This window comes from Salimicrobium humidisoli (assembly GCF_002295105.1).
Classification (GTDB): domain Bacteria; phylum Bacillota; class Bacilli; order Bacillales; family Halobacillaceae; genus Salimicrobium; species Salimicrobium humidisoli.
In genome coordinates this window covers 1-20,289 of record NZ_NSGH01000029.1, presented here as the reverse complement: position 1 = coordinate 20,289, position 20,289 = coordinate 1, and the positions used below count along the sequence as shown (strand labels likewise).

Annotated in this window: 21 protein-coding genes; 6 read left to right on the top strand and 15 right to left on the bottom strand. The window is 46.7% G+C overall.

What is annotated here, in order from left to right:
- Positions 1-279 precede the first annotated feature (279 nt).
- Positions 280-1,029 (top strand): FixH family protein, encoded by a 750-nt coding sequence (locus tag CKW00_RS12640; protein WP_095822866.1) that lies wholly within the window; start codon positions 280-282, stop codon positions 1,027-1,029.
- A 51-nt stretch (positions 1,030-1,080) separates the two neighbouring features.
- Here CKW00_RS12640 and typA read toward each other — a convergent pair whose 3' ends face one another.
- The gene (typA, locus tag CKW00_RS12635; RefSeq protein ID WP_095822867.1) at positions 1,081-2,922 is read right to left on the bottom strand and encodes a translational GTPase TypA; all 1,842 of its coding nucleotides are present in this window, start codon (positions 2,920-2,922) and stop codon (positions 1,081-1,083) included.
- 115 nt (positions 2,923-3,037) lie between these two features.
- On the opposite strand from typA, the gene CKW00_RS12630 reads away from it, so the two are divergent.
- From CKW00_RS12630 to CKW00_RS12620, 3 genes are all read left to right on the top strand, one after another.
- Positions 3,038-3,949 carry an RluA family pseudouridine synthase gene (locus tag CKW00_RS12630; RefSeq protein ID WP_095822865.1) on the top strand — a complete coding sequence of 304 codons (912 nt, stop codon included), beginning with the start codon at positions 3,038-3,040 and terminating at the stop codon, positions 3,947-3,949.
- A gap of 112 nt (positions 3,950-4,061) precedes the next feature.
- Positions 4,062-5,015 carry a TIGR03571 family LLM class oxidoreductase gene (locus CKW00_RS12625; RefSeq protein ID WP_095822864.1) on the top strand — a complete coding sequence of 318 codons (954 nt, stop codon included), beginning with the start codon at positions 4,062-4,064 and terminating at the stop codon, positions 5,013-5,015.
- Entirely contained in the window at positions 5,012-5,719 is a 708-nt protein-coding gene (locus CKW00_RS12620) for a DUF5694 domain-containing protein (RefSeq protein WP_095822863.1), read from the top strand. Before CKW00_RS12625 ends, CKW00_RS12620 begins: the two co-directional genes overlap by 4 nt.
- A 43-nt stretch (positions 5,720-5,762) precedes the next feature.
- Here CKW00_RS12620 and CKW00_RS12615 read toward each other — a convergent pair whose 3' ends face one another.
- Positions 5,763-7,394, bottom strand: coding sequence for a BCCT family transporter (locus CKW00_RS12615; RefSeq protein WP_095822862.1), 1,632 nt, complete (start codon positions 7,392-7,394; stop codon positions 5,763-5,765).
- Positions 7,395-7,561: 167 nt separating this feature from the next.
- On the opposite strand from CKW00_RS12615, the gene CKW00_RS12610 reads away from it, so the two are divergent.
- Entirely contained in the window at positions 7,562-7,828 is a 267-nt protein-coding gene (locus CKW00_RS12610) for a hypothetical protein (protein WP_143544251.1), read from the top strand.
- On the opposite strand, the gene CKW00_RS12605 is transcribed toward CKW00_RS12610, so the two are convergent.
- The 7 genes from CKW00_RS12605 to CKW00_RS12580 all read right to left on the bottom strand — a co-directional run bounded on the left by CKW00_RS12605 (position 7,821) and on the right by CKW00_RS12580 (position 13,994).
- Entirely contained in the window at positions 7,821-8,075 is a 255-nt protein-coding gene (locus tag CKW00_RS12605) for a hypothetical protein (RefSeq protein ID WP_076571393.1), read from the bottom strand. The genes CKW00_RS12610 and CKW00_RS12605 overlap by 8 nt on opposite strands.
- 147 nt (positions 8,076-8,222) lie before the next feature.
- Entirely contained in the window at positions 8,223-9,788 is a 1,566-nt protein-coding gene (gene mbcS, locus CKW00_RS12600; protein ID WP_095822860.1) for an acyl-CoA synthetase MbcS, read from the bottom strand.
- Positions 9,789-9,939: 151 nt separating this feature from the next.
- Positions 9,940-10,791, bottom strand: coding sequence for a YitT family protein (locus CKW00_RS12595; protein ID WP_095822859.1), 852 nt, complete (start codon positions 10,789-10,791; stop codon positions 9,940-9,942).
- A gap of 154 nt (positions 10,792-10,945) precedes the next feature.
- Complete coding sequence (locus tag CKW00_RS12590; protein WP_095822858.1) at positions 10,946-11,815, bottom strand: DNA-3-methyladenine glycosylase family protein; 870 nt, start codon at positions 11,813-11,815, stop codon at positions 10,946-10,948.
- Positions 11,816-11,945: 130 nt separating this feature from the next.
- The gene (locus tag CKW00_RS12585; protein WP_095822857.1) at positions 11,946-13,250 is read right to left on the bottom strand and encodes a Na+/H+ antiporter family protein; all 1,305 of its coding nucleotides are present in this window, start codon (positions 13,248-13,250) and stop codon (positions 11,946-11,948) included.
- Between the two features lie 98 nt (positions 13,251-13,348).
- Positions 13,349-13,498: an SE1561 family protein gene (locus CKW00_RS13795; protein ID WP_008588430.1), complete on the bottom strand. Its 150-nt coding sequence runs from the start codon at positions 13,496-13,498 to the stop codon at positions 13,349-13,351.
- Positions 13,499-13,604: 106 nt separating this feature from the next.
- Positions 13,605-13,994, bottom strand: coding sequence for an OsmC family protein (locus CKW00_RS12580; protein WP_095822856.1), 390 nt, complete (start codon positions 13,992-13,994; stop codon positions 13,605-13,607).
- Between the two features lie 144 nt (positions 13,995-14,138).
- Between CKW00_RS12580 and CKW00_RS12575 the strand changes: the two genes are divergently transcribed.
- Positions 14,139-15,308: an MFS transporter gene (locus tag CKW00_RS12575; RefSeq protein ID WP_095822855.1), complete on the top strand. Its 1,170-nt coding sequence runs from the start codon at positions 14,139-14,141 to the stop codon at positions 15,306-15,308.
- Between the two features lie 18 nt (positions 15,309-15,326).
- Here the strand turns inward: CKW00_RS12575 and CKW00_RS12570 are convergent, their stop codons facing one another.
- From CKW00_RS12570 to CKW00_RS12545, 6 genes are all read right to left on the bottom strand, one after another.
- Positions 15,327-16,277, bottom strand: coding sequence for a metal ABC transporter substrate-binding protein (locus CKW00_RS12570; RefSeq protein ID WP_095822854.1), 951 nt, complete (start codon positions 16,275-16,277; stop codon positions 15,327-15,329).
- A 66-nt stretch (positions 16,278-16,343) separates the two neighbouring features.
- On the bottom strand, positions 16,344-16,757 hold the full coding sequence (locus tag CKW00_RS12565; protein WP_008588420.1) for a Fur family transcriptional regulator: 414 nt from the start codon (positions 16,755-16,757) through the stop codon (positions 16,344-16,346).
- A complete protein-coding gene (locus tag CKW00_RS12560) occupies positions 16,754-17,611 on the bottom strand; it encodes a metal ABC transporter permease (protein ID WP_008588418.1) in 858 nt (285 codons plus the stop codon). Before CKW00_RS12560 ends, CKW00_RS12565 begins: the two co-directional genes overlap by 4 nt.
- Positions 17,608-18,381: a metal ABC transporter ATP-binding protein gene (locus tag CKW00_RS12555; RefSeq protein ID WP_095822853.1), complete on the bottom strand. Its 774-nt coding sequence runs from the start codon at positions 18,379-18,381 to the stop codon at positions 17,608-17,610. Before CKW00_RS12555 ends, CKW00_RS12560 begins: the two co-directional genes overlap by 4 nt.
- A 102-nt stretch (positions 18,382-18,483) precedes the next feature.
- Positions 18,484-19,176, bottom strand: a complete 693-nt coding sequence (locus CKW00_RS12550) for an amino acid ABC transporter permease (RefSeq protein WP_095822852.1) — start codon at positions 19,174-19,176, stop codon at positions 18,484-18,486.
- Positions 19,177-19,188: 12 nt separating this feature from the next.
- The gene (locus CKW00_RS12545) at positions 19,189-20,067 is read right to left on the bottom strand and encodes a transporter substrate-binding domain-containing protein (RefSeq protein WP_095822851.1); all 879 of its coding nucleotides are present in this window, start codon (positions 20,065-20,067) and stop codon (positions 19,189-19,191) included.
- Between the last annotated feature and the right edge of the window lie 222 nt (positions 20,068-20,289).

Here is a 20,289-nt window from a genome sequence, read left to right as displayed (position 1 = left end):
AGCAGAGGGATCTCTTTTTGTGTATAAACGTACAGAAACATCCATAGAGAAAGGGCGTCCCTTGCAATGAAAGTCATTGGAAGGGACGCCCTTTTTTACTAATATTTACTGGTTTTGTCCCAGACTCTTTTTGCATACACAGATTCAGTGTTTCCGGACCTCCTGCTCCCCGAGGTCCGGCCGGCATGGAATGAAAAAATATTTTAAGGAATGTTCACAGACGAAGTCCTGAAACCATGATATGCTGAAGGAAACACACAATAAAGGAGTATTACCCATATGAAAAAAGCAATCCCGTTCTTATTACTAATAATCACTCTTGCTGCCTGTGGGTCGGCATCTTCCGAGAAAGAATCCACGGACTCAGAAAAAAAGGAAGATGAAATGGCTGCCGCTCCTGTGGAGGTGGAGGTCAGCTTTGAACCCGAACCCCTTACGGCCGCCGAGAATGCAGATATTACCGCTACGGTGACCCAAAACGAGGAGCCGGTCAATGATGCCGAATACGTGGAGTTTGAAATATGGAAGACGGATCAGGGACAGGAGTCATCCGAAACGATTCAGGCCGTGCAATCGGAAGAAGGAAAATATACTACCCAGTACAGTTTCTCGGAAGCCGGATCCTACCAGGTTATCGCCCATACACAGGCCCGGGGACTTCACACCATGCCTCAGAATGAAGTTACCGTGGAAGGCGCAGATGGACAGACTTCCGGAGATGATAGCCACAATCATGCGTCCTCCCCTTTCGAAGTAACGCTTGAAAAATCCCAAAATGATAAAGGAACCGTGTTAAAGACGACGATCAATAAAGACGGGGTTCCTTTCGAAAAAGGAGAGATCACTTATGAGATCTCGAGCCCGGAATCAGAGAAGCATGAATACGTGGATGCAGAAGAAACAGAACCGGGGGTTTACAGGGCCCGGCATTCCTTTCCTTCCAAAGGTACCTACACAGTGGCAGTCCATATAGAAAAACCTTCCGAAGAGATTCATCAGCACCAGGAAAAGAAAGTCACGATCCAGTAGTTATTTAACACAAAAAAGCCGGAGACGAGGTCTCCGGCTTTTTCTGTTCTTCTATTCTTCAGCGTTCTGTAACTTATTTCTTTTAGCGGCACGGTCGCGTTCACCTTTGTTAAGGACTTTCTTACGAAGACGAACGTTTTCAGGCGTCACTTCGCAATACTCATCGTCATCCAGATACTGAATCGCTTCTTCAAGCGTAAGGTCACGAGTCTTCTTAATAGTGTTCGTCGTGTCCTTCGTAGCTGAACGTACGTTAGTCAGGTGTTTCTCTTTTGTAATGTTTACGGTCAGATCGTTTTCACGGACGTGTTCTCCGACAATCATTCCTTCATAAACATCCGTACCAGGATCGACGAAAATCGTACCTCTGTCTTCAAGGTTCATGATTCCGTACGTTGTAGCTTTCCCTTTTTCCTGGGAAACAAGTACGCCGCTGCGGCGTCCGCCGACATTACCTTTCTGTAACGGCGCGTATCCGTCAAACGTATGGTTCAGAATACCATACCCGCGTGTCTGGCTCATGAATTCTGTGGAATAACCGATCAGTCCACGGGAAGGTACGAGAAACTCAAGACGTACCTGGCCATTACCATCGTTGACCATGTCTTTCATTTCACCTTTACGTGTACCGAGTGATTCCATGACGGCACCCTGATACTCTTCAGGTGTATCCACCTGGACGCGTTCCATCGGTTCACACTTCACTCCGTCGATTTCCTTAATAATTACTTTAGGTTTGGACAGTTGCAGTTCGAAACCTTCACGGCGCATATTTTCCACCAGAATGGAAAGGTGCAGCTCTCCACGTCCGGAGACGGTAAAAGCATCCGGGGAAGAAGTAGGTTCCACACGCAGACTTACGTCTGTTTCCAGCTGAGTAAGAAGACGCTCTTCGATTTGACGGGAAGTCACAAATTTACCTTCCCGGCCTGCGAATGGACTGTTGTTTACAAGGAAAGTCATTTGCAGAGTCGGCTCATCGATACGCGGAATCTCCATGGCTTGCTGGTTATCTTTGGCCGTTACCGTTTCACCGACGTTAATGTCCTCAAGGCCGGCAAGTGCGATAATATCTCCGGCTTTCGCTTCAGTTATCTCCACCCGTTTCAGACCGATAAAGCCGAACAGTTTGGAGATACGGAAGTTCTTCACGGAACCGTCTTTCTTCATAAGGGAAACGTTGTCTCCCACTTTCAGTGTTCCCTGAAAGACACGGCCTACTCCGATCCGTCCGAGATAATCGTTGTAATCCAGAAGCGTTACCTGGAATTGCAACGATTCATCCCGGTTGTCGATCGGTGCAGGAATATTGTTCATGATAAGGTTGAAGATCGGTTCCATCGTCTCTTCCTGATCATCTTCCCCTTCTCCGGAAGTACCGTTCAGGGCTGAAGCTGTAACGACAGGGAATTCAAGCTGCTCATCATCCGCACCCAGTTCGATGAAAAGATCGAGCACTTCGTCGATGACTTCCTGAGGACGGGCATTCGGACGGTCGATTTTATTCAGTACTACTACAGGCGTAAGCTTTTGTTCAAGTGCTTTTTTCAGAACAAAGCGTGTCTGCGGCATACACCCTTCATAAGCATCGACGACGAGAAGAACGCCATCCACCATTTTGAGAATACGTTCGACTTCTCCGCCGAAATCAGCGTGTCCTGGCGTGTCCAGAATGTTGATTCTGGAATCTCCATATTGAACAGCGGTGTTTTTGGAAAGAATCGTAATTCCGCGTTCTTTTTCCAGATCGTTGGAGTCCATAGCTCTTTCACTTACATTTTCGTTGTCACGAAATGTTCCAGAATAACGTAACAATTGGTCTACTAACGTCGTTTTTCCGTGGTCGACGTGTGCAATAATAGCAATATTGCGAATATCTTCTCTAAGTTGCACGGTGAAAACACCTCTTTCTACTCGTTTCAATTTTTAACCTACCTATTATAACATAGTGTAGACATAGTTCAACAACATGATTACAATAGATTCACAGAAAAGGGGGGATAAGTCTGTGGAACGACATGGTGAATGGCTACATATGTCCGTACCCGAAAATTGGTCCGGAATAACAATAGCTAACGTAATGAAGAATAAATGGAAAGTACCGAGAAAACTGAGACACGATTTCCGCTCCAACGAAAAAGTATTGCTGAACGGCAGTCCCCCCCATTGGAAAACTGTTCCTGTGCAGTCCGGAGACATACTTTCTTTAAAAATTTTTCAGCACGAAGACTTTACCCTTCCTGAATTCGAAATGGATCTGGACGTCCTTTATGAAGACGACCACGTACTGGTCGTAAACAAACCGGCGGGAATGTTCACTCATCCAAACGGTGCCGCTGATATCCAGCAGACGCTGTGGAACGGCGTAGCCTTTTACTGCAGAAAACAAAAATTACCCGTCTTACCTAAATACATTCACCGGCTCGACCGTCACACCTCCGGAGCCGTGCTGTTCGGAAAGCACGCTCTGGCTACGGCGATACTGGGAGAGATGATGAAAAACAGACGGATCAGCCGTGCCTATGCCGCTAAAGTACACGGGCATGTGGAAAATGACAACGGGCGTGTAGAAGCACCGATTGCAAAAGACCCTGCTCATCCTGTAAAAAGAATAGTCGATGAAGACGGTCAGCCCGCTATTACTAATTATCACGTTGTACAGCGGGGACAGGATCATACGCTTCTCAGTCTGAAACTGGACTCGGGCCGCACTCATCAGATCCGTGTGCATCTGAGTCATCTGGGGCATCCGCTCCTTGGAGATGATCTTTACGGAGGACGGGGCGATGCACTCGGACGCCAGTCTCTGCATGCAGCCGCTTTGTCTTTCCCTCACCCTTTTACGGGAGAAATAATCACATGTGCCGCTTCATCCGAGACGACGCCTTTTTTTACAGAAAAAGAGTTACGCTCTTTCTGAATCGCAATACTGGGAAATTGCCCTGCCCATTCTCTATACTGGAAAGAAAGCTGTACCTTTACTTGCCTGCACGGTCAGCCATACTTATTTTGTTGAAAAGGGGAGAATACTGTTGAAAGAGCATAAAGGATTCAATTCTATGTTTCAGAAAAGAAAACTTACGCTTGGGCTGAATATTCCTATAGAGGCGCACGGGAAAGAGGTGCCCATACTCGATCGGCAGGTGGAGCGGGCACAACTGGCCGAAGAGGCCGGGTTTTCCTGCTTATGGTTTCAGGACGTCGTACTTGAAGACCCTACGTTTGAAGATCCTGCCACCGGTCAGATTTTCGACAGCCTGATTTATCTCACTTACCTCGGAGCACATACAAAGTCGATTAACCTCGGTACTGCAGCAGTCGTAACACCGCTCCGTCATCCGCTCCGCCTTGCCAAGGAAGCTGCGAGTATAGAACGGCTTTTCCCGGAGAGACTTATGCTCGGTATCTCTTCCGGAGACCGGCGGAAGGATTTCGAAGGGCTGAACGTTCCGATTATGGAGAGAGGGCGCCTGTTCCGGGAGTCTTTCGACTTCTTCAAAAGAGCGATAAGCGAAGAATATCCGGCACTCGATTCCTCCATGGGAAAACTCGATAAATCCAATCTCGTACCGAAACCTTCTTCTCCCATACCACTGCTTATGACCGGCTACTGTCAGCAGACATTTGACTGGATTGCAGAAAATGGGGACGGGTGGATGTTTTACCCGCAAGCTCCCGAAAAACAGAAGGAGATGATAGCATCCTACAGAGAGAAAGCAGCAGAATTCCACGGAGATGAATTCCGTCCGTTTATTATGCCGCTTCCTGTGCAGCTGGAGGAAAACGAAGATGCGCCCCTTTCGAAGATTCCGGCAGGATACCGCGGTGGACGGAAAGCGATCATTGATATTTTAAAAGAATACAGGGAAATCGGAGTGAATCACATTATGTTCAACCTGTCCAAAAGTGAGCGGCCTGTAGAAGAAGTCATTCATGAATTCAAAGAATATATCATACCCGCTATTGAGGAGGAAAATTTCTCATGAGTCGTCTTTTACTGATAGCATTGCCTAACTTTTCAATCCATCCCGACCTCGTCCAGGAGGAGAAAATTTCGTCTATCGGGGAGTCTTTCGCTTCTTTTGACCCGACTGCGGTAGCCGTTGAGAAAAATTACTATGTGGAAGAGGAAATCAACAAAAATCTCGACTCCTATCTCAGGGATGAATTCATCCTTACTTATGATGCTCTGGAGCAGTTCGCTTTCCGTACGGCAAAACAGGCCGGGCTTTCCTTCCTCTATATGATTGATGAAATCGTGGATATGTCCGACCCTTCCCTCGACCAGGTGTTTACCTGGGCGGAAGAGTATCAGCCGTCTTTGTTGAAGGAAATCGTATCCATTAAACAAAAAGCGGACGCTTTTCGAACGGACGATGATGTCCGGGGGGTTTTGGAACAGATAAACAGCGATACCTACATCACTCTCATTCAACACCTGCACGCCTCCATAAATATTGCAGGGGATCGGCATCATCAGGTCGGAACGGCCTGGCTGAAACAATATTTTGAAAAGAATCTGGCAATCGCCGCCAATTTGGAAAGAATGCTCCGGCACGAAGAGCGGGCAATTGCATTTGTAAGCGAGGAAACACTCCCCTTACTGAGAAATCTTTTAAAAAACAGTAATCGTATTACGCTGGAGAACCCCGATTCCTACTTAACCCGTCATAATTCTTCGAATGGATAAAAAGCCGCCTTCTTCCTAAGCTGGAAGAGGCGGCTTGATGTTTCTATTCTTGATCCTTTTGGTTCTTCTTATCATCTTTGAAGACCTGGGAAGCGGCACGACGTTTGCCTTCTCTTCTCCAACGCTTAATGTGGATCGTCGGTGATTCATAATCATCTTCTGACCTGATATCCGCACTGGAAGCTTTCATGAACGACCAGGCAAGCAGGAACATTATGAAGATGAGTGGAAAACCACCTACGATACTGGCCGTCTGCAGTGTACCGAGCCCCCCGAGGAAAAGAAGGACAAGAGGCATCAGACACAGGGCAAAAGCCCAGAATAAACGGTTCCATCTTTCCGGTTCTCCATCAATCTCTTTCTGAACGACAGAAGCAAGAATATAGGAAGAGGAATCGAATGTGGTTGCAAGAAAGATGATTGCCAGCACAGTGAATACAAACACCATGAAAGGAGCAAACGGCAGCTGGGCAATAATTTCAATGATGGTTGCCGGAGCACCGTTGGCCTCCAGGAAGGAAATAGCATCAAACTGACCGGTAAGCTGCAGGTAAAGTCCGAAGTTCCCCATGATACCGAAGAAAAGGATACTTCCAAGACTTCCGTATACAATCGTACCGAAAATCATTTCGCGAATCGTCCGGCCTCTTGAAATCCTCGCAACAAACAGGCCGACGAACGGAGCGTAAACGAGCCACCACGCCCAGTAGAAGATAGTCCACGCTTCAGGGAAGCCGGTTTCTTCAAACTGCCCAAGATTTCCAAAAGGTTCCATCCAGGTAGCCATTTTGAAGAAATTATCCAAAAGGACTCCGACAGCGTTGAACGTCGTTTCCAGAATGAACCGTGTCGGTCCCACAGCTAGTATAAAGGCCAGTATAAATATGACCAGCCATATATTGATGTCACTCAGCACCTTAATCCCGTTTCTCAGCCCCGAATAGGAACTGACGGCGAATATAGCGGTTGCCACAAGCATAATGACAGCCTGCATTCCGAGAGTGACGGGAATGCCGGTCAAATAATTGACCCCCTGGGCAATCATCGGAGTACCGAGAGCGAGAGTCGTTCCGGCCCCGCCCATCAGACCGAACATAAATAATACATCTATGATATTCCCGACAGGACCGTCCACCCATTTTCCGAGGACGGGTCGTACTGCTTCACTTACTTTAAGTACAGGTTTTCTTCTTACGTAAAAGAAATATGATATAGGAAGTGCGGGTAAGGTGTAAATCGCCCAGGCGATTGGACCCCAGTGGAAAATCCCGTAAGCGGTAGACCACTGTATCGCTTCTTTCGATTCCGGCGCTATGCCAAAAGGAGGTCCCTGATAATAGTACACCCACTCTATGACACCCCAGTACAGAATACTCGAGCCGATACCGGCGGCGAATAACATGGCCGCCCAGGAGAACGTATTGAACTCCGCTTTTTCCCCTTCTTCACCTAGTTTTACATGACCATTCTTACTGAATGCTACAAATACGAGGAATGCAAAAACTGCCAGCCCCATGGCCATATAAAGAAAACCGAATTTATCGGTCATGAAATCGTTCGCTTGCCCTACCAGTTCTTTACCTGCTTCCGGAAATAAAATGAGCGGAACAGTTACAAGCAGTAGAAGAGCCAGTGCCCCAAAAAATGTGGGCCAATCCATAATCCGTTTATTCATTTTCTCCATCCTTTCCAAAAGCTTGTGTTGTTTCATTGCTGTGTACGGTTTAGTATTGTAACAAAGCCGTAAAATAAGTCAAAGGAAATTCATTACTTTTCGACCATATTATGGTTATTTTTACACAGTTTAAAAATATTAAAAAAGGGAATGAGAGAAAGTTATTCATGAAAAAATTCTTTGAAAAATGGAAACTTGATGCTTCACACGTACCCCTTGTAACCGCATACCCGGCAGGCTTCTGGTTGCTTCTTGGTTCGGTGGAATGGCACGCCACGACACTTACTCTTTATATACTATGCATCATCTTTTTATCATTCTCCGGTTTCGTGGAAACCGGCGGAGATTCAGGCAAAGAAATTTTTTTCGGCTACGTTTATCTGACGGGGGCCCTGTTCTTTTCTATAGCCGGTTTGTGGATGTGGCTTATATAAAGAACAGGAAGGGCAGAATCATCGGTATCATGATGATGATGGTGAAAATCAGCCACTCTGTCTTCCGGTCCCCCTTCACCTGTTTATAATAGGACATCCCCCAGGCTAAAAGCAGCAGACCCGTCATAATTATACTCCTTAAGTGCAAGTCCCCGTCTTTATTATTCGTAAAGATGAACAGACCTCCCTCCACCAGTATCAGTATACCGACGATACTATTGAAGATATGATGAAATGTATTGCTCATGCTACTCTCTCCTTTCTACTTCCATCATACCTTATAGGTCTTCCTTCCATAAAACAAGAAAAATTCCCGCGCGAAAAACTGTCCCTTTTCACTAAACAGGCGCAGAAGAGCTTTGTTCTTCTGCGCCTGTTTCTGATATTATTTCATTTATTTCTCTTTCTTCCTCAATTCGATTCTCCGTATTTTTCCTGAAGTCGTCTTCGGCAGCTCCTCGATAAACTCGATTTTTCTCGGATATTTATAAGGGGCCGTTTCCGCTTTAACATGATCCTGCAGTTCTTTGACGAGCTTCTCGTTCCCTTCCACGCCGGACTGCAGTACAATAAAAGCTTTGACTACGTTACCTCTTACCTCGTCGGGACTTGCGACCACTGCGCATTCCTGGACGGCTTTATGTTTCACGAGAGCATCTTCCACTTCGAATGGCCCGATCGTGTATCCGGAACTGATGATGATATCATCACTTCGGCCTTCGAACCAGAAGTAACCTTCCTCGTCTTTTTTAGCCTGGTCTCCGGTTATATAATAATTTCCTCTCCGGGACATTTTCGTACGTTCCGGATCTTTATAGTATTCTTTGAACAGGGCCGGTGTATCAAGATGCACCGCTATATCCCCTACCTCCCCGACTTCTGCCGGTTTACCTTCTTCATCGATTACATCCACATCGTTGCCCGGTGTAGGGCGACCCATCGATCCCGGGCGCACTTCCATATCTTTCATAATCCCGACAAGCAGAGTGTTTTCCGTCTGACCGTAACCATCCCGTACCGTGATGTTGAAATGATTTTTGAACGTATCGATCACTTCCCGGTTCAGCGGTTCACCTGCGGATACGGCACTGTGAAGCGATTGAAGCGAATAATCATCAAGATTATCCACTTTGGCCATCAGACGATACTCCGTAGGCGTGCAGCAGAGAACATTCACGTGATAGTCCTGCATAATCTGTAAGTACGTCCGCGGGTCGAATTTACCCTGATAAATAAGGCCACACGCCCCCGTGCCCAGAACGGAAAGGAAAGGCGTCCAGATCCACTTCTGCCAGCCCGGTCCGGCTGTAGCCCAGACTACGTCGTTCTCTTCTATAGCCAGCCATTTGGATGCAGCCGTCTTCAGATGGGCGTATCCCCATCCGTGAGTGTGCACCACACCTTTCGGGTTTCCGGTAGTCCCGGACGTATATGGAAGAAAAGCTGTGTCGTCCCGGTGGGTCGGAGCCGCTTCCAGTTCCTCCGATGTATTTTTAATTTTTTCTTCAAGGGACATCCAGCCTTCTTTCCCTTCTCCGACAGAAAACAGATGAAGATCATCGATCCCTTTCACTTCATCAAACTGTGAAGTGAATGGATGATAGCAGGCTACGGCTTTCGCCTCTCCGTGCTCTATGCGGTACTGCAAATCTTTTGCCCGCAACATCTCCGACCCCGGTATAATGATGATCCCTGTCTTCATAGCAGCAAGATATACTTCATAGGCTTCAATCGTCCGCGGAATCATGATAACTATTTTGTCTCCCGGATTCAGTCCTTCATTCAGGAAAGCGTTACCAATTTTGTTCACTCTTTTCATTAAATGCTGATATGTAGTTTCCTTTTTGTTGCCTTCACTGTCAATCCAGATTAAGGCCTTCCGTTCTTCGCCCCGGGCATACTTTTCCATTTCGGAAATAATATTATACTGTTCCGGTGCAATAAGCTCTTTTCTATCCATTAAAAATCCCCCCAAATAAAATGTATCTCTTTTATTATACCTAAGATTCTGACTTTTTGGAATGATTTAAACAATTATTAAGCTGAAAAAAAACCTGCTTTGAATAAAGAACTTTACGCAAAAGATTTCTTTATCCAAAGCAGGAGTATTATCAGGAAGCTAAACGTTTGAAGTTTTCTCCCAGTATTTCATTCATTTTGTGTACAGTGATAAACGCATGCTCATCAATGAGCGTCATGGATTTTTTCAGGAGAGTGTATTCTTTTCTGGTCAGCACCGTAGTGATCACTTCTCTGTCTTCTTTGTTGAAAGCACCCTTAGCCTGATGAATGGTAGCTCCGCGACCCAGTTTTTCTACAATATACTGACGGACTTCGTCACTTTCCTGGCTGATGATGACGACTTCCTTGTTGTCTTCGAACTGTTCGAGAGCGTAATCTATAACGAGACCGTTCAAAATGACTCCGAAAAATGCATACATGCCGATAGCCGGGCCGAATACGAGTACGGAAGATATCGCGATAGCAATATCGGAGACGAGAACCCCTTTCCCGACTTCAATGGAGAAATATTTATTGAGAATCATAGCGATAATATCGGTACCTCCGGTGGAAGCACCCTGATGGAAGACGATAGCCATTCCGGAAGCTGCGATGATCTGACCGATGATCAACTGAATCAAAATGTCCTCGCTGAGCGCTTCCTGAATAGGAAAATACGTCTCAAGCCCCCACACCATGAAGGATAAAGCGAAACCCGCATATATCGTCTTCGCGCCGAAACGAAAACCGAGAAAAATGAATCCGACGATAAATAAAATAATGTTGAGTATAACCATAATCAGCCCGAGAGACAGTCCAGGGAAAACATTACTCATTACGATGGAAAGACCACTGACGCCTCCGGTAGCCAAATCGTTAGGAGACAGAAAGTAAGTTACGTTCACTGCTACAAAAAGAGCACCAAGATTCATCAGCAAAAAACTTTTCATTTTTTTCCACATGGAACACAACCCCCTCGTTTTATCCGTAATTTCTTCTAACAAAGACGGATTATAACGAGTCTTACATCCTTTGTAAACAGGCTTCGGAAAACTTTCCCAAGTAAGCGGATACACCCTGAAACTTCTGAATTGTCTCCACTTTCAATGCATTTTATTACTGTTCCATAAGACTTCTCCACAACAGGAGTGAAGCATAACTTCTGTAGGGTGCCCACTCCCGGCTGACCCGAAGCATTTCTTCCTGCGAAGGTTTCGATTCTTTTCCGAAATACAACTTCCAGGCGTTCTGGATCCCTACATCCGCTTCCGGAAAGAGGTCTGCACGGCCGAGTGCTCTCATCTGCCAGTTCTGGGCCGTCCACTTCCCTATTCCCCGCACTTTGGTCAGCTGCGTTATCGTATCTTCCGCACCAATCTGTTCAAAATCGTTCAACTCCAGCTCCTCGCGGGCGATTTTACCGGAAGTATCGATGACATATTCCGCCTTTCTCTGACTGAACTGCAGTTCCCGGAGGTCATCATATGCGAGTGAAGCCACTTTCTCCGGAGACGGATAAAACCAGACGCCCTTTTCCTTTTCCCCGAAATTTTCGACAAATCTTGTGCTCAACCGATATGCGAACGTTTTATTAAGCTGCTGATGGATAATCACTCTCATGAGTGCATCATACATATGAAAACTTCGGACTACCGGTGTGGCCGGAAACTTTTTCTGAAGGTCGGCTAACGAAGTCCCGAGGAAGTGAGCGTCCACTTTCTCAAGATCAACGTCCCATTGAAAAATTTCGTAGAGTCTATCTACTACAGTATCTCTGTCCCGCTCCCCCGTAACCCGGAACTCCGGCGCTTCTCTTGTACCTGTAGACTGCACACGTGCGACTTCTCTTTCATTGCCATGAAGTACCAGCGGAACATCCACCCACTGTTCCTGCTTGTCCAGCCGGATGAGCGGGTCTTCTCCCATACGATCCAGTACAAACGAAAAATCATAACGGAACGGCAATTCGATATTTTCTGTCCACATAATCATTCCTCCCGCTTTTTCTCTACCTTACTTCAGTATAGACGAAACCTTAGGCTCTTCAGGAACCGTTGAAAATTAAAAGCCTTACTTCTTCCCGAAGAGAAAAAGTAAGACTTTCAATAAAGTGCCATCAGAATAGAAGGCTCGCCGCCCATCCGAAAATGATCAGAGGTATATTATAATGCAGGAAAGTCGGTACGCATGTATCCCAGATATGATTGTGACGACCGTCCGCATTAAGACCCGACGTAGGTCCGAGCGTACTGTCGGAAGCGGGGGACCCGGCATCACCGAGAGCCCCTGCCGTACCGATCAGAACAGCGATCGCCATAGGAGAATAACCGACTTCCAGGCAAATCGGAACGAATAACGCAGCAAGAATAGGGACGGTAGCGAAAGACGAACCTATACCGATGGTAACGACAAGGCCTACGAGAAGAAGCACGAGTGAAATTACTGCTTTATTATCACCGATCATGCCTGAACTCGATTCCACGAGATCCTGGACAGAAGCTGTTTCTGTAAGGACGTTAGCGAACCCGGCAGCCGTCAGCATGACAAAAGCGATAAAACCCATCATGGTTATGCCCTCTCCCATCGTACGATCACCATACTGAAAAGGAACGACTCTGAAGATGAACATAACGATCAGTCCGGCAAGAGCCGCAAATATAAGGTTCCCCCACACTGCCTGTATAAAGAGCGTCACTACGATCGCTATAATGGTGTAAACGTGCTGTTTTCGGAATGTCACCTGCTCATCTTTCGGTATTTCGGAAAGACCGCTTCCATCCGAAGCGCGCGGCTCCCTTGGTCTCCTGTAAGTGATAAGTACAGCGACGAGAAGACCGGTCACCATCCCGAGACCAGGTATTATCATCGATTTGGCAATTGTACTGATGGATGTTTCCACTCCATTCGACTGCATCGCATCCTGGATTGTCTGGTGGAAAATAAGACCGAAACCGAGCGGAATAGTGACATAAGGTGCTTTCAAACCGAATGTCAGTGCTGCCGCTACAGCTCTTCTGTCCAATTTCATCTGGTCGAACATGTGTAAAAGCGGTGGAATAAGAATCGGAATAAAAGCGATGTGTACAGGGACGACGTTCTGTGAGAGGCTCGCCACTGCTGCTGTGATGAATACGAGCCATACTTTTTTATCTTTCAGCAGGTGCAGGAGCGTCTGCACGAGAAGCGTCGTAATACCCGAAAAACTGATGGCGGCCGCAAAAGCTCCCAACAATATATAACTAAGCGCCACCTCAGCCTGGTCTCCCATGCCGGCGATGAACAAATCCAGAGCCTCCGTCAGCGATTCTCCGTTCATCACTCCCGCTGTAAGACCTGCAGCTATAATTGCTACTATAACATTGACCCTGGCCAGACTGAGAATAGTCAAAACCAGCACGGATACAATAACAGCCGATGCCATCATCTCCACCCCTTTCATCTCATTAACGATTTACCATGATAAAGAATAAATATAAAAAAATCAACCCTTTCACATAATGTCTGAAAAGGTTGAAAAAGTCATTTCATTCTATCTTCGAGTTCATCAAGCATTCGTATCAGTTCATCGATGTCTTTGACGTCCGTTTCCTCCGGATCCAGTTCATCGATCCGTTCGGCGAATTGAGCCAACTTCAGTTTCAAATTACTCAGTTTTTCCTGATCCTCCATAAAAAGCTCCTTTTCTTCTAAATCGATTCCAGTTCATGATAGTACAGTTCAACCGCACTGTCGATATTTTTTCCGGAGAAAAAGCCCTCCAGGCAGAGGGCTCCAGTCAGCTCAGTTGAATACACTCTATCGTTTCTTCAATGTCGATACTGTCTTTCACTGACTGCACCATCGAGCAGTTTTTTCTTGCTACTTCAAGGTTTTTAGCCAGCTTATCCTGATTCAGATGATATCCTTTCACTACGTAATGAAGATGGACTTTTTCGATCCGGTTCGCTTCATCAGGGTTTCTTTTCACATCAGCTGTAAGATTGATGTCTTCATATTTGATCCTCTGCTTATCGAGAATTTTCCGGTACACACTCAGGCTGCACCCGGCTATGGAAGCCGTCATCAGCTGGTAAGGACGGAAACCGTGATTCTCATCACTGGAAATATTAAGATTGTCGAACTCGAATGATGTACGGATGCCTTCATCTTTCAGATAAAATTCCATTCCCTCTCACTCCTCTGTTAAAATGCGTCTTTATTCATAGTATAACCGATTCATCTGTATTTCTAACGTAAAATTAATTTTCTTGCAAACGATCCCTCTGTTCGCTTATTCTGTAGGAAGACTTTACCGGAGGGAGGAAGTACCATGTTCAGTGTAAAACAGAGATTCCGTGTCTTAATAGGACTCGTTACTATTTCCGGTTTTTCTCAAGGGATGCTCCTCCCTCTACTGGCTGTCATTCTGGAACAGAACGGAGTATCCTCCTCTTTGAATGGCATCCATGCTACAGGTCTTTATATAGGTATTCTCCTTGCTTCCCCTTTTATAGAAAAGCCGCTCCGTTCCCTCGGCTTCAAGCCGATTATTATGGTCGGAGGTCTCCTGGTGGTTACGTCGCTGTTCCTTTTTCCTTTCTGGCAGTCCCTATGGTTCTGGTTCGCCCTCCGTGTAGCTATAGGTATCGGGGATCAGATTCTGCACTTCGGTACGCAGACGTGGATTACGACTACGGCCGACAAAGGAAACCGTGGACGCAGTATCGCCTATTACGGGCTGTTCTTCAGTCTCGGTTTCACACTGGGCCCTCTTATGACCAATCTTCTTTCGGTCAGTACGTACTTCCCTTTCCTGCTGGCTTCTTTCCTCAGTTTGGGCGTATGGCTGTTCATGCTGAAAGTGGGAAATGAATTTCCGGAGGAAGATTACGCCTCCGCTCACGGATCCAGTTCGTTCGCAAGATTCCTCAAAGCCGCCGCAATAGCCTGGCCCGCTTTTCTCGGTCCGCTCTGCTACGGCTTTCTGGAAGCGTCGCTGCACGGCATATTCCCGGTTTACGGCTTACGTATCGGTCACGACGTGCAGACCGTCTCTTTCATTATTCCTGCCTTCGCTGCAGCAAGTCTTTTATCACAGATTCCGCTCGGCCGCTGGAGCGATTCCATAGGGCGCCCTCGCGTCATACGCTATGCTCTTGCCGGAGGCACAGCCGCTTTTCTCATCGCTTCCTTCTACGAGTCTTCGGCCACTGTACTGTTTCTATGCTTTGCTTTCGCCGGGCTTTGTGTCGGATCTTTATTTTCCCTCGGCATCTCTTATATGACCGATCTTCTTCCCCGGGAACTCCTCCCTGCCGGAAATATATTGTGCGGGATGTCGTTCAGCATCGGCAGTATTCTCGGTCCGTTTCTGTCGGGGATCGTTCTTGACATACTTCCGGGCCTGTCTCTCTTCTTTTTGATCGTAGGTCTGCTCGTCTTTATTTTTCTTGTGTTCTTCTTCAAAAAAGATGTATCCGTCACGCAGGACCCGGTCTGAAGTGTAGACGGGTCTTCTTTACCGGTTCAAGGCCTGTTCGAGAACTTCCCTGTTTTCTTCCATGATGTCGAAGTAATCTTTTCCATTTTCCGCTTCTTCTTCTGTTCTCGTAGCCAGATTATGCAGATAAAGGGCTTCTGCCCCTATTTCTTCCTGGACTATATCCGCCGCTTTCATAGACACGTTCTTTTCGAACAATACGTAGTTGAGTCCATGCTCCTCTGCAGTTTCGATCACGTGTTCGAGTTCTTTTTGGGAAGGTTCATTCGTAGAGGAGAGACCGGCTACGGAAATCTGCTTTAAGCCGTAGGCGTCCTCCCAATACCCGTAAGCCGCGTGTGAGACTATCACTTCCTGAGTATCCGCCTCTTTAATGGTGGCAGCCAGACGTTCATCGAGTTTATGCAGCCTCTCCTTCAGCCGGTCCGTGTTCTCTCTGAACGTATCCTCCCTCTCCGGATATATAGCCGCAAGCTCCTTTTCAACCTGTTCCGCCACTTCCGCCATGATTTCGGGATCGAGCCATATGTGAGGATCTTCTCCGCTCGCGGAATGACTGTGTCCGGCGTGATCTCCGCCTTCTTTTTCTTCATGACCGTTCTTCTTCAGTCCTTCCATGCCTTCCGCTGCAGCAACCGTCCGGACATCTTCCGCTTCCAGCGTATCGGCGATCGTCTCTGCGTATGCCTCGAAGTCATCTTTCGTGTAGATGAACGCTTCTCCTTCCGCCATACGGATCATCTCCCTGGTCGTCGGTTCATACGTATGTGCATCCGCGCCTGCCGGCAGGATGGACTCGACCTTCAGAGCATCGCCTGCTATGTTTTCAGTCACAAACTGCAATGGATACACAGTAGTATAAATGTCGACTTCGGCTTCCTTATTCCCTTTTTCCCCGTTCTCACCGCTATCGCAGGCCGAGAGAACAACTACTGCGAGTAAAAACAGAGCAATACCTGACTTTTTCATTCCACACACCTCTTATCCGTAACAATTACTTCACGCCTGAAAATCTTTCTTTATAAACTCACGGGATCAAGCACATAACGGGCACTTCCCGTAAATTTCAAACTTATGGCTTTCCACATCATAGCCTTTCAAATCTTCATTTATCTTTTCCATCGGGCAGAACTCTATCAGCTTCGTTTTCCCGCAGTCTGTGCAAATAAAATGGTGATGGTGGTGCCCGGTACCGCAGCTGAGCCGGAAATGCTTTTCGCCTTCAAGTTCTGTAGCCTCAAGCACATTTTCTCCGGACAAAAGATATAAGTTCCGGTAGACCGTATCGAAACTTATATTCGGAAACTCCTTCTGCATATCCTGAAGTATCTTCTTTGCCGGCACGTACTGATCGTGCGATGCGAATATTTCTATAATCCTCTCCCGCTGTTTCGTCTTTTTGTACCCTTTCTCCTTCAGCTGTTGTAAAGCACGGTTCATTACACTCATACTTTTTCTCCTTTCTCAAAAAGACCGGAACGGAATTTTTTGTACAGCATACTTATCATAAGAAGCACCACCGCAGCCATTACGATCGTCCCTCCCGGCGGTACATCCAGCTGATACGCACTGATCAGTCCGATAACAACGGAGATTTCTCCGAACAGTACCGAAAGACCAATCGTCTGCCTGAAACTGACAGACATGCGGAGAGCGGATGCGACAGGCAGCGTCATGAGTGCCGAAACGAGCAGTATGCCGACTACCTGCATGGCCGAGGCGATGACGAGAGCCACCATCACGATAAATAGAAAATGGACGAACCTGGCATTCACACCGGCAATGGACGCATGATCTTCGTCAAAGGAAAGTACGAAAAGCTCTTTGTAAAACATAAGGACGATAATTACCACCAGCGTGGTGATGACAGCTACTGTCCACATATTTCCTCTGCTGACGGCTGTAACGCTTCCGAATAAATAACTGAATAAGTCCGTATTGAATCCGTCTGCCAGAGAAATAAGTATAACGCCGAGGCCTATTCCGCCCGATAACATGATAGGGATTGCCAGCTCTTCGTAATGCTTGTACACTTTTCTCAATTTTTCTATAAACACAGCCCCCAGAACGGAAAACGCCATCCCCATATACATCGGGTTCCAGTCGTCCACTGCCGATACACGCTTTTCAATCAGCAGACTGGCAGCAATCCCCGTTAAAGTGATGTGGGAGAGAGCATCCGCTATCAGCGACAGTCGCCGGACAACGATGAATACTCCAAGCAAAGGAGCTACAAGCCCGATAAGCAGACCGGTAATCACCGCATTCTGTAAAAATTCATATTCCACAATCGCTTCAATCATAGTGAACTCCCTTCGTGGTTATGAGTAAGCTGCTGCAGGGAGTGACCATACATCAGACTCAAAGTTTCATCGTCCATATTTTCGTAATCCTCCGTGGAACCATGGAAATGGACTGTTTTGTTCATGCAGGCAACGTGTGTAGCGTGGCTTGTAATGGTGCCGATATCGTGACTTACCATTAAAAGAGTCAGATTACGTTCTCTGTTCAATTTGGCCAGGAGATCGTAGAAAGCCGTTACGTGCTCGCTGTCCACTCCGACAGTAGGTTCGTCGAGAATAATTAAGGAAGGGTCGCTCACCAGAGCACGGGCGATAAAAACTCTCTGCTGCTGCCCGCCCGACAGTTCACCGATAGAATGACGGGCGTACTCTTCCATCTCCACTTCACGCAAGGTTTCAAGTACTTTATTTTTATGGTTATGGTTAAAGAGCTGAAACATGTTCATACGGGATACAAGACCGGAGCGGACTACTTCATAGACGGTAGCCGGAAATCCGGAGTTGAAACTGTTCGCTTTCTGTGAGACGAAGCCCACTTCCTGCCATCTATTGAACTTTTTCACTTCTTTACCAAACAGCCGGATGTGTCCTCTGACCGGTTTTTCGAGACCGAGCATCAGTTTGATCAGGGTGGATTTACCGGAACCGTTCGGTCCGACAAGACCGACGAACTGCCCTTCGTTTATAGTCATGTTTACGTTCTCCACTACCCAATTTCTGTCATATTTGAAAGACACATCTTCAAGTTCAATAAGCGGTTCCTGAGCCATGATTCGCCTCCTCCGATTCTAAATAAGAATGATTACGATTTAGATTATATAGCAGCCCGGTGGATGTGTAAAGAAAAAAACGCCTCCGTCTCCGGATGGCGTTTATACATATCTGTTATATCTTTTCTCCAAATAGTTCTGAAAGAAAGAGAATAATAAAGTCAGAGCCCAGTAAACGAGTGCCGCAGTAATGTACATAGTCATGGAATCCACCGTTCTCCCTGCCGCTATCTGCGCTTTATTCAATATTTCGGGTACAGTGATCATTGCTGCGAGAGAGGTAGCTTTCAACAGATCAAGAAACACGTTGGCAAGCGGCGGAATGGCCACTCTCGTCGCCTGAGGTACGATGATTCTCTGTAACGTCTTCCAGTAGGAGAAACCGAGAGCCCGGGAGGACTCCCACTGACCCCCGTCCACACTTGAAAGTGAGGACCGTATGATTTCCGCCACGTAAGCGGCACTGTTCGTCCCGAAACCGAGCACGGCAGCTGAAACGGCGTTGATTTCAATACCTACAGCCGGAAACCCGAAATAAATGACGAACAGATACACAAGTATCGGCGTTCCCCGCATGAACGAAATATAAAATCTGGCGGGAAGCTGCAACCACAGCTGAGCCGACGACCTTGCCAGAGCCAGAAAGAAACCGAGAACCAGACCGAGAACCATACCTGCCAAAGCTACAAGCACTGTGTAGGGGACCCCTTCCAATATCAGGGGCAGATTCTCGATAGAACGTTGAAGATTAAATATTTTGCCGGGTTCAAAATCGTCTATCTCGATTCCGATCATTCCATTCCCTCCTTAAAGATCCATTTCATCTACAGAAGGAATATCCTCTTCCGGCCGTTTGGACACGTCCGCATTATAAAATTCCTCCGACAGTTCTTTCAGCGTTCCATCTTCTCTCATTTCCGTAATCGCTTCATCGACCTTCTTCTTCAGTTCGTCCGCATCCTGCGGCAGAACGACCGCAATTTTGGCTTCGTTGAATTTAATGTCCGGATGTATCTTTACATCTATATCAGGAAGAGCTTCTGTCGCCAGTTTCTGCAGGTAGTAATCGTTGATGATGAAATCCGTACGTCCATTCTCGACGTCTCGCAAATATACGTCATTGGTCACATTGTTGTACGTCTTCAGCTCAGCTCCCAGTTCCTCGGCGAGCTGGGAGTGCGTAGTGGTTGCTCCCCCACCATGTACTTTACCGGAAACGTCCTCAAGCGTTTCAATTCCGGATAAATCATCTTCACGAACAATTATCGAAGTGAAAGAGTACTTATAGGGCTCGCTGAATGCGACTTCCCTTTTTCTTTCTTCGGTAATTTCAAAATCGTTGGCCACCATATCCACTCTTCCGTTTTTAAGGGCTGGAAGCATTCCGTCCACACCGATTTCTTCGAATGAAATATCGATATCCAGCCGTTTGCCGATTTCTCTCAAAACCTCCACATCATAACCGGTCAGTTCATCCGATCCTTCCGGATAGTAAGTGGAAGCGAGCAGGGTGCCGGAAGTTGCTACAGTCGCACCTTCTTCCTGAAGCTGCTTGAATAATGTCTGTTCTTTCTCACTGTTTTTGCTGCTATTGCCCTTCTCCCCGGAGCTCTCGTCACTGCCGGTACCGCAGGCAGCCAGTATAAGAGTAAAAGCGAGAGCAAATAAAAATGTTATTTTTTTCATGTATACACACCTTTCTATTTTTTAACAATTCTAACTATACCAACCTTCTGTATCACTATTCAATCATACACACCTCTTTTTTTCATAAAAATAAAGAGTCTGGGACAAAACCAGTAAATATTAGTAAAAAAGGGCGTCCCTTCCAATGACTTTCATTGCAAGGGACGCCCTTTCTCTATGGATGTTTCTGTACGTTTATACACAAAAAGAGATCCCTCTGCT

Bases quoted from the DNA above. Each gene is read 5' to 3' on its own strand.
- CKW00_RS12545 (WP_095822851.1), bottom strand. From the start codon at position 20,067: ATGAAAAAAATAACATTTTTATTTGCTCTCGCTTTTACTCTTATACTG.
- CKW00_RS12620 (WP_095822863.1), top strand. From the start codon at position 5,012: ATGAGTCGTCTTTTACTGATAGCATTGCCTAACTTTTCAATCCATCCC.
- CKW00_RS12550 (WP_095822852.1), bottom strand. From the start codon at position 19,176: ATGATCGGAATCGAGATAGACGATTTTGAACCCGGCAAAATATTTAAT.
- CKW00_RS12615 (WP_095822862.1), bottom strand. From the start codon at position 7,394: ATGAATAAACGGATTATGGATTGGCCCACATTTTTTGGGGCACTGGCT.
- CKW00_RS12595 (WP_095822859.1), bottom strand. From the start codon at position 10,791: ATGTGGAAAAAAATGAAAAGTTTTTTGCTGATGAATCTTGGTGCTCTT.
- CKW00_RS12580 (WP_095822856.1), bottom strand. From the start codon at position 13,994: ATGGAATTTTATCTGAAAGATGAAGGCATCCGTACATCATTCGAGTTC.
- CKW00_RS12575 (WP_095822855.1), top strand. From the start codon at position 14,139: ATGTTCAGTGTAAAACAGAGATTCCGTGTCTTAATAGGACTCGTTACT.
- CKW00_RS13795 (WP_008588430.1), bottom strand. From the start codon at position 13,498: ATGGAGGATCAGGAAAAACTGAGTAATTTGAAACTGAAGTTGGCTCAA.
- CKW00_RS12565 (WP_008588420.1), bottom strand. From the start codon at position 16,757: ATGAGTGTAATGAACCGTGCTTTACAACAGCTGAAGGAGAAAGGGTAC.
- CKW00_RS12570 (WP_095822854.1), bottom strand. From the start codon at position 16,277: ATGAAAAAGTCAGGTATTGCTCTGTTTTTACTCGCAGTAGTTGTTCTC.
- CKW00_RS12610 (WP_143544251.1), top strand. From the start codon at position 7,562: ATGAAAAAATTCTTTGAAAAATGGAAACTTGATGCTTCACACGTACCC.
- CKW00_RS12585 (WP_095822857.1), bottom strand. From the start codon at position 13,250: ATGGCATCGGCTGTTATTGTATCCGTGCTGGTTTTGACTATTCTCAGT.
- CKW00_RS12555 (WP_095822853.1), bottom strand. From the start codon at position 18,381: ATGGCTCAGGAACCGCTTATTGAACTTGAAGATGTGTCTTTCAAATAT.
- CKW00_RS12640 (WP_095822866.1), top strand. From the start codon at position 280: ATGAAAAAAGCAATCCCGTTCTTATTACTAATAATCACTCTTGCTGCC.
- CKW00_RS12560 (WP_008588418.1), bottom strand. From the start codon at position 17,611: ATGATTGAAGCGATTGTGGAATATGAATTTTTACAGAATGCGGTGATT.
- CKW00_RS12590 (WP_095822858.1), bottom strand. From the start codon at position 11,815: ATGTGGACAGAAAATATCGAATTGCCGTTCCGTTATGATTTTTCGTTT.
- CKW00_RS12605 (WP_076571393.1), bottom strand. From the start codon at position 8,075: ATGAGCAATACATTTCATCATATCTTCAATAGTATCGTCGGTATACTG.
- mbcS (WP_095822860.1), bottom strand. From the start codon at position 9,788: ATGGATAGAAAAGAGCTTATTGCACCGGAACAGTATAATATTATTTCC.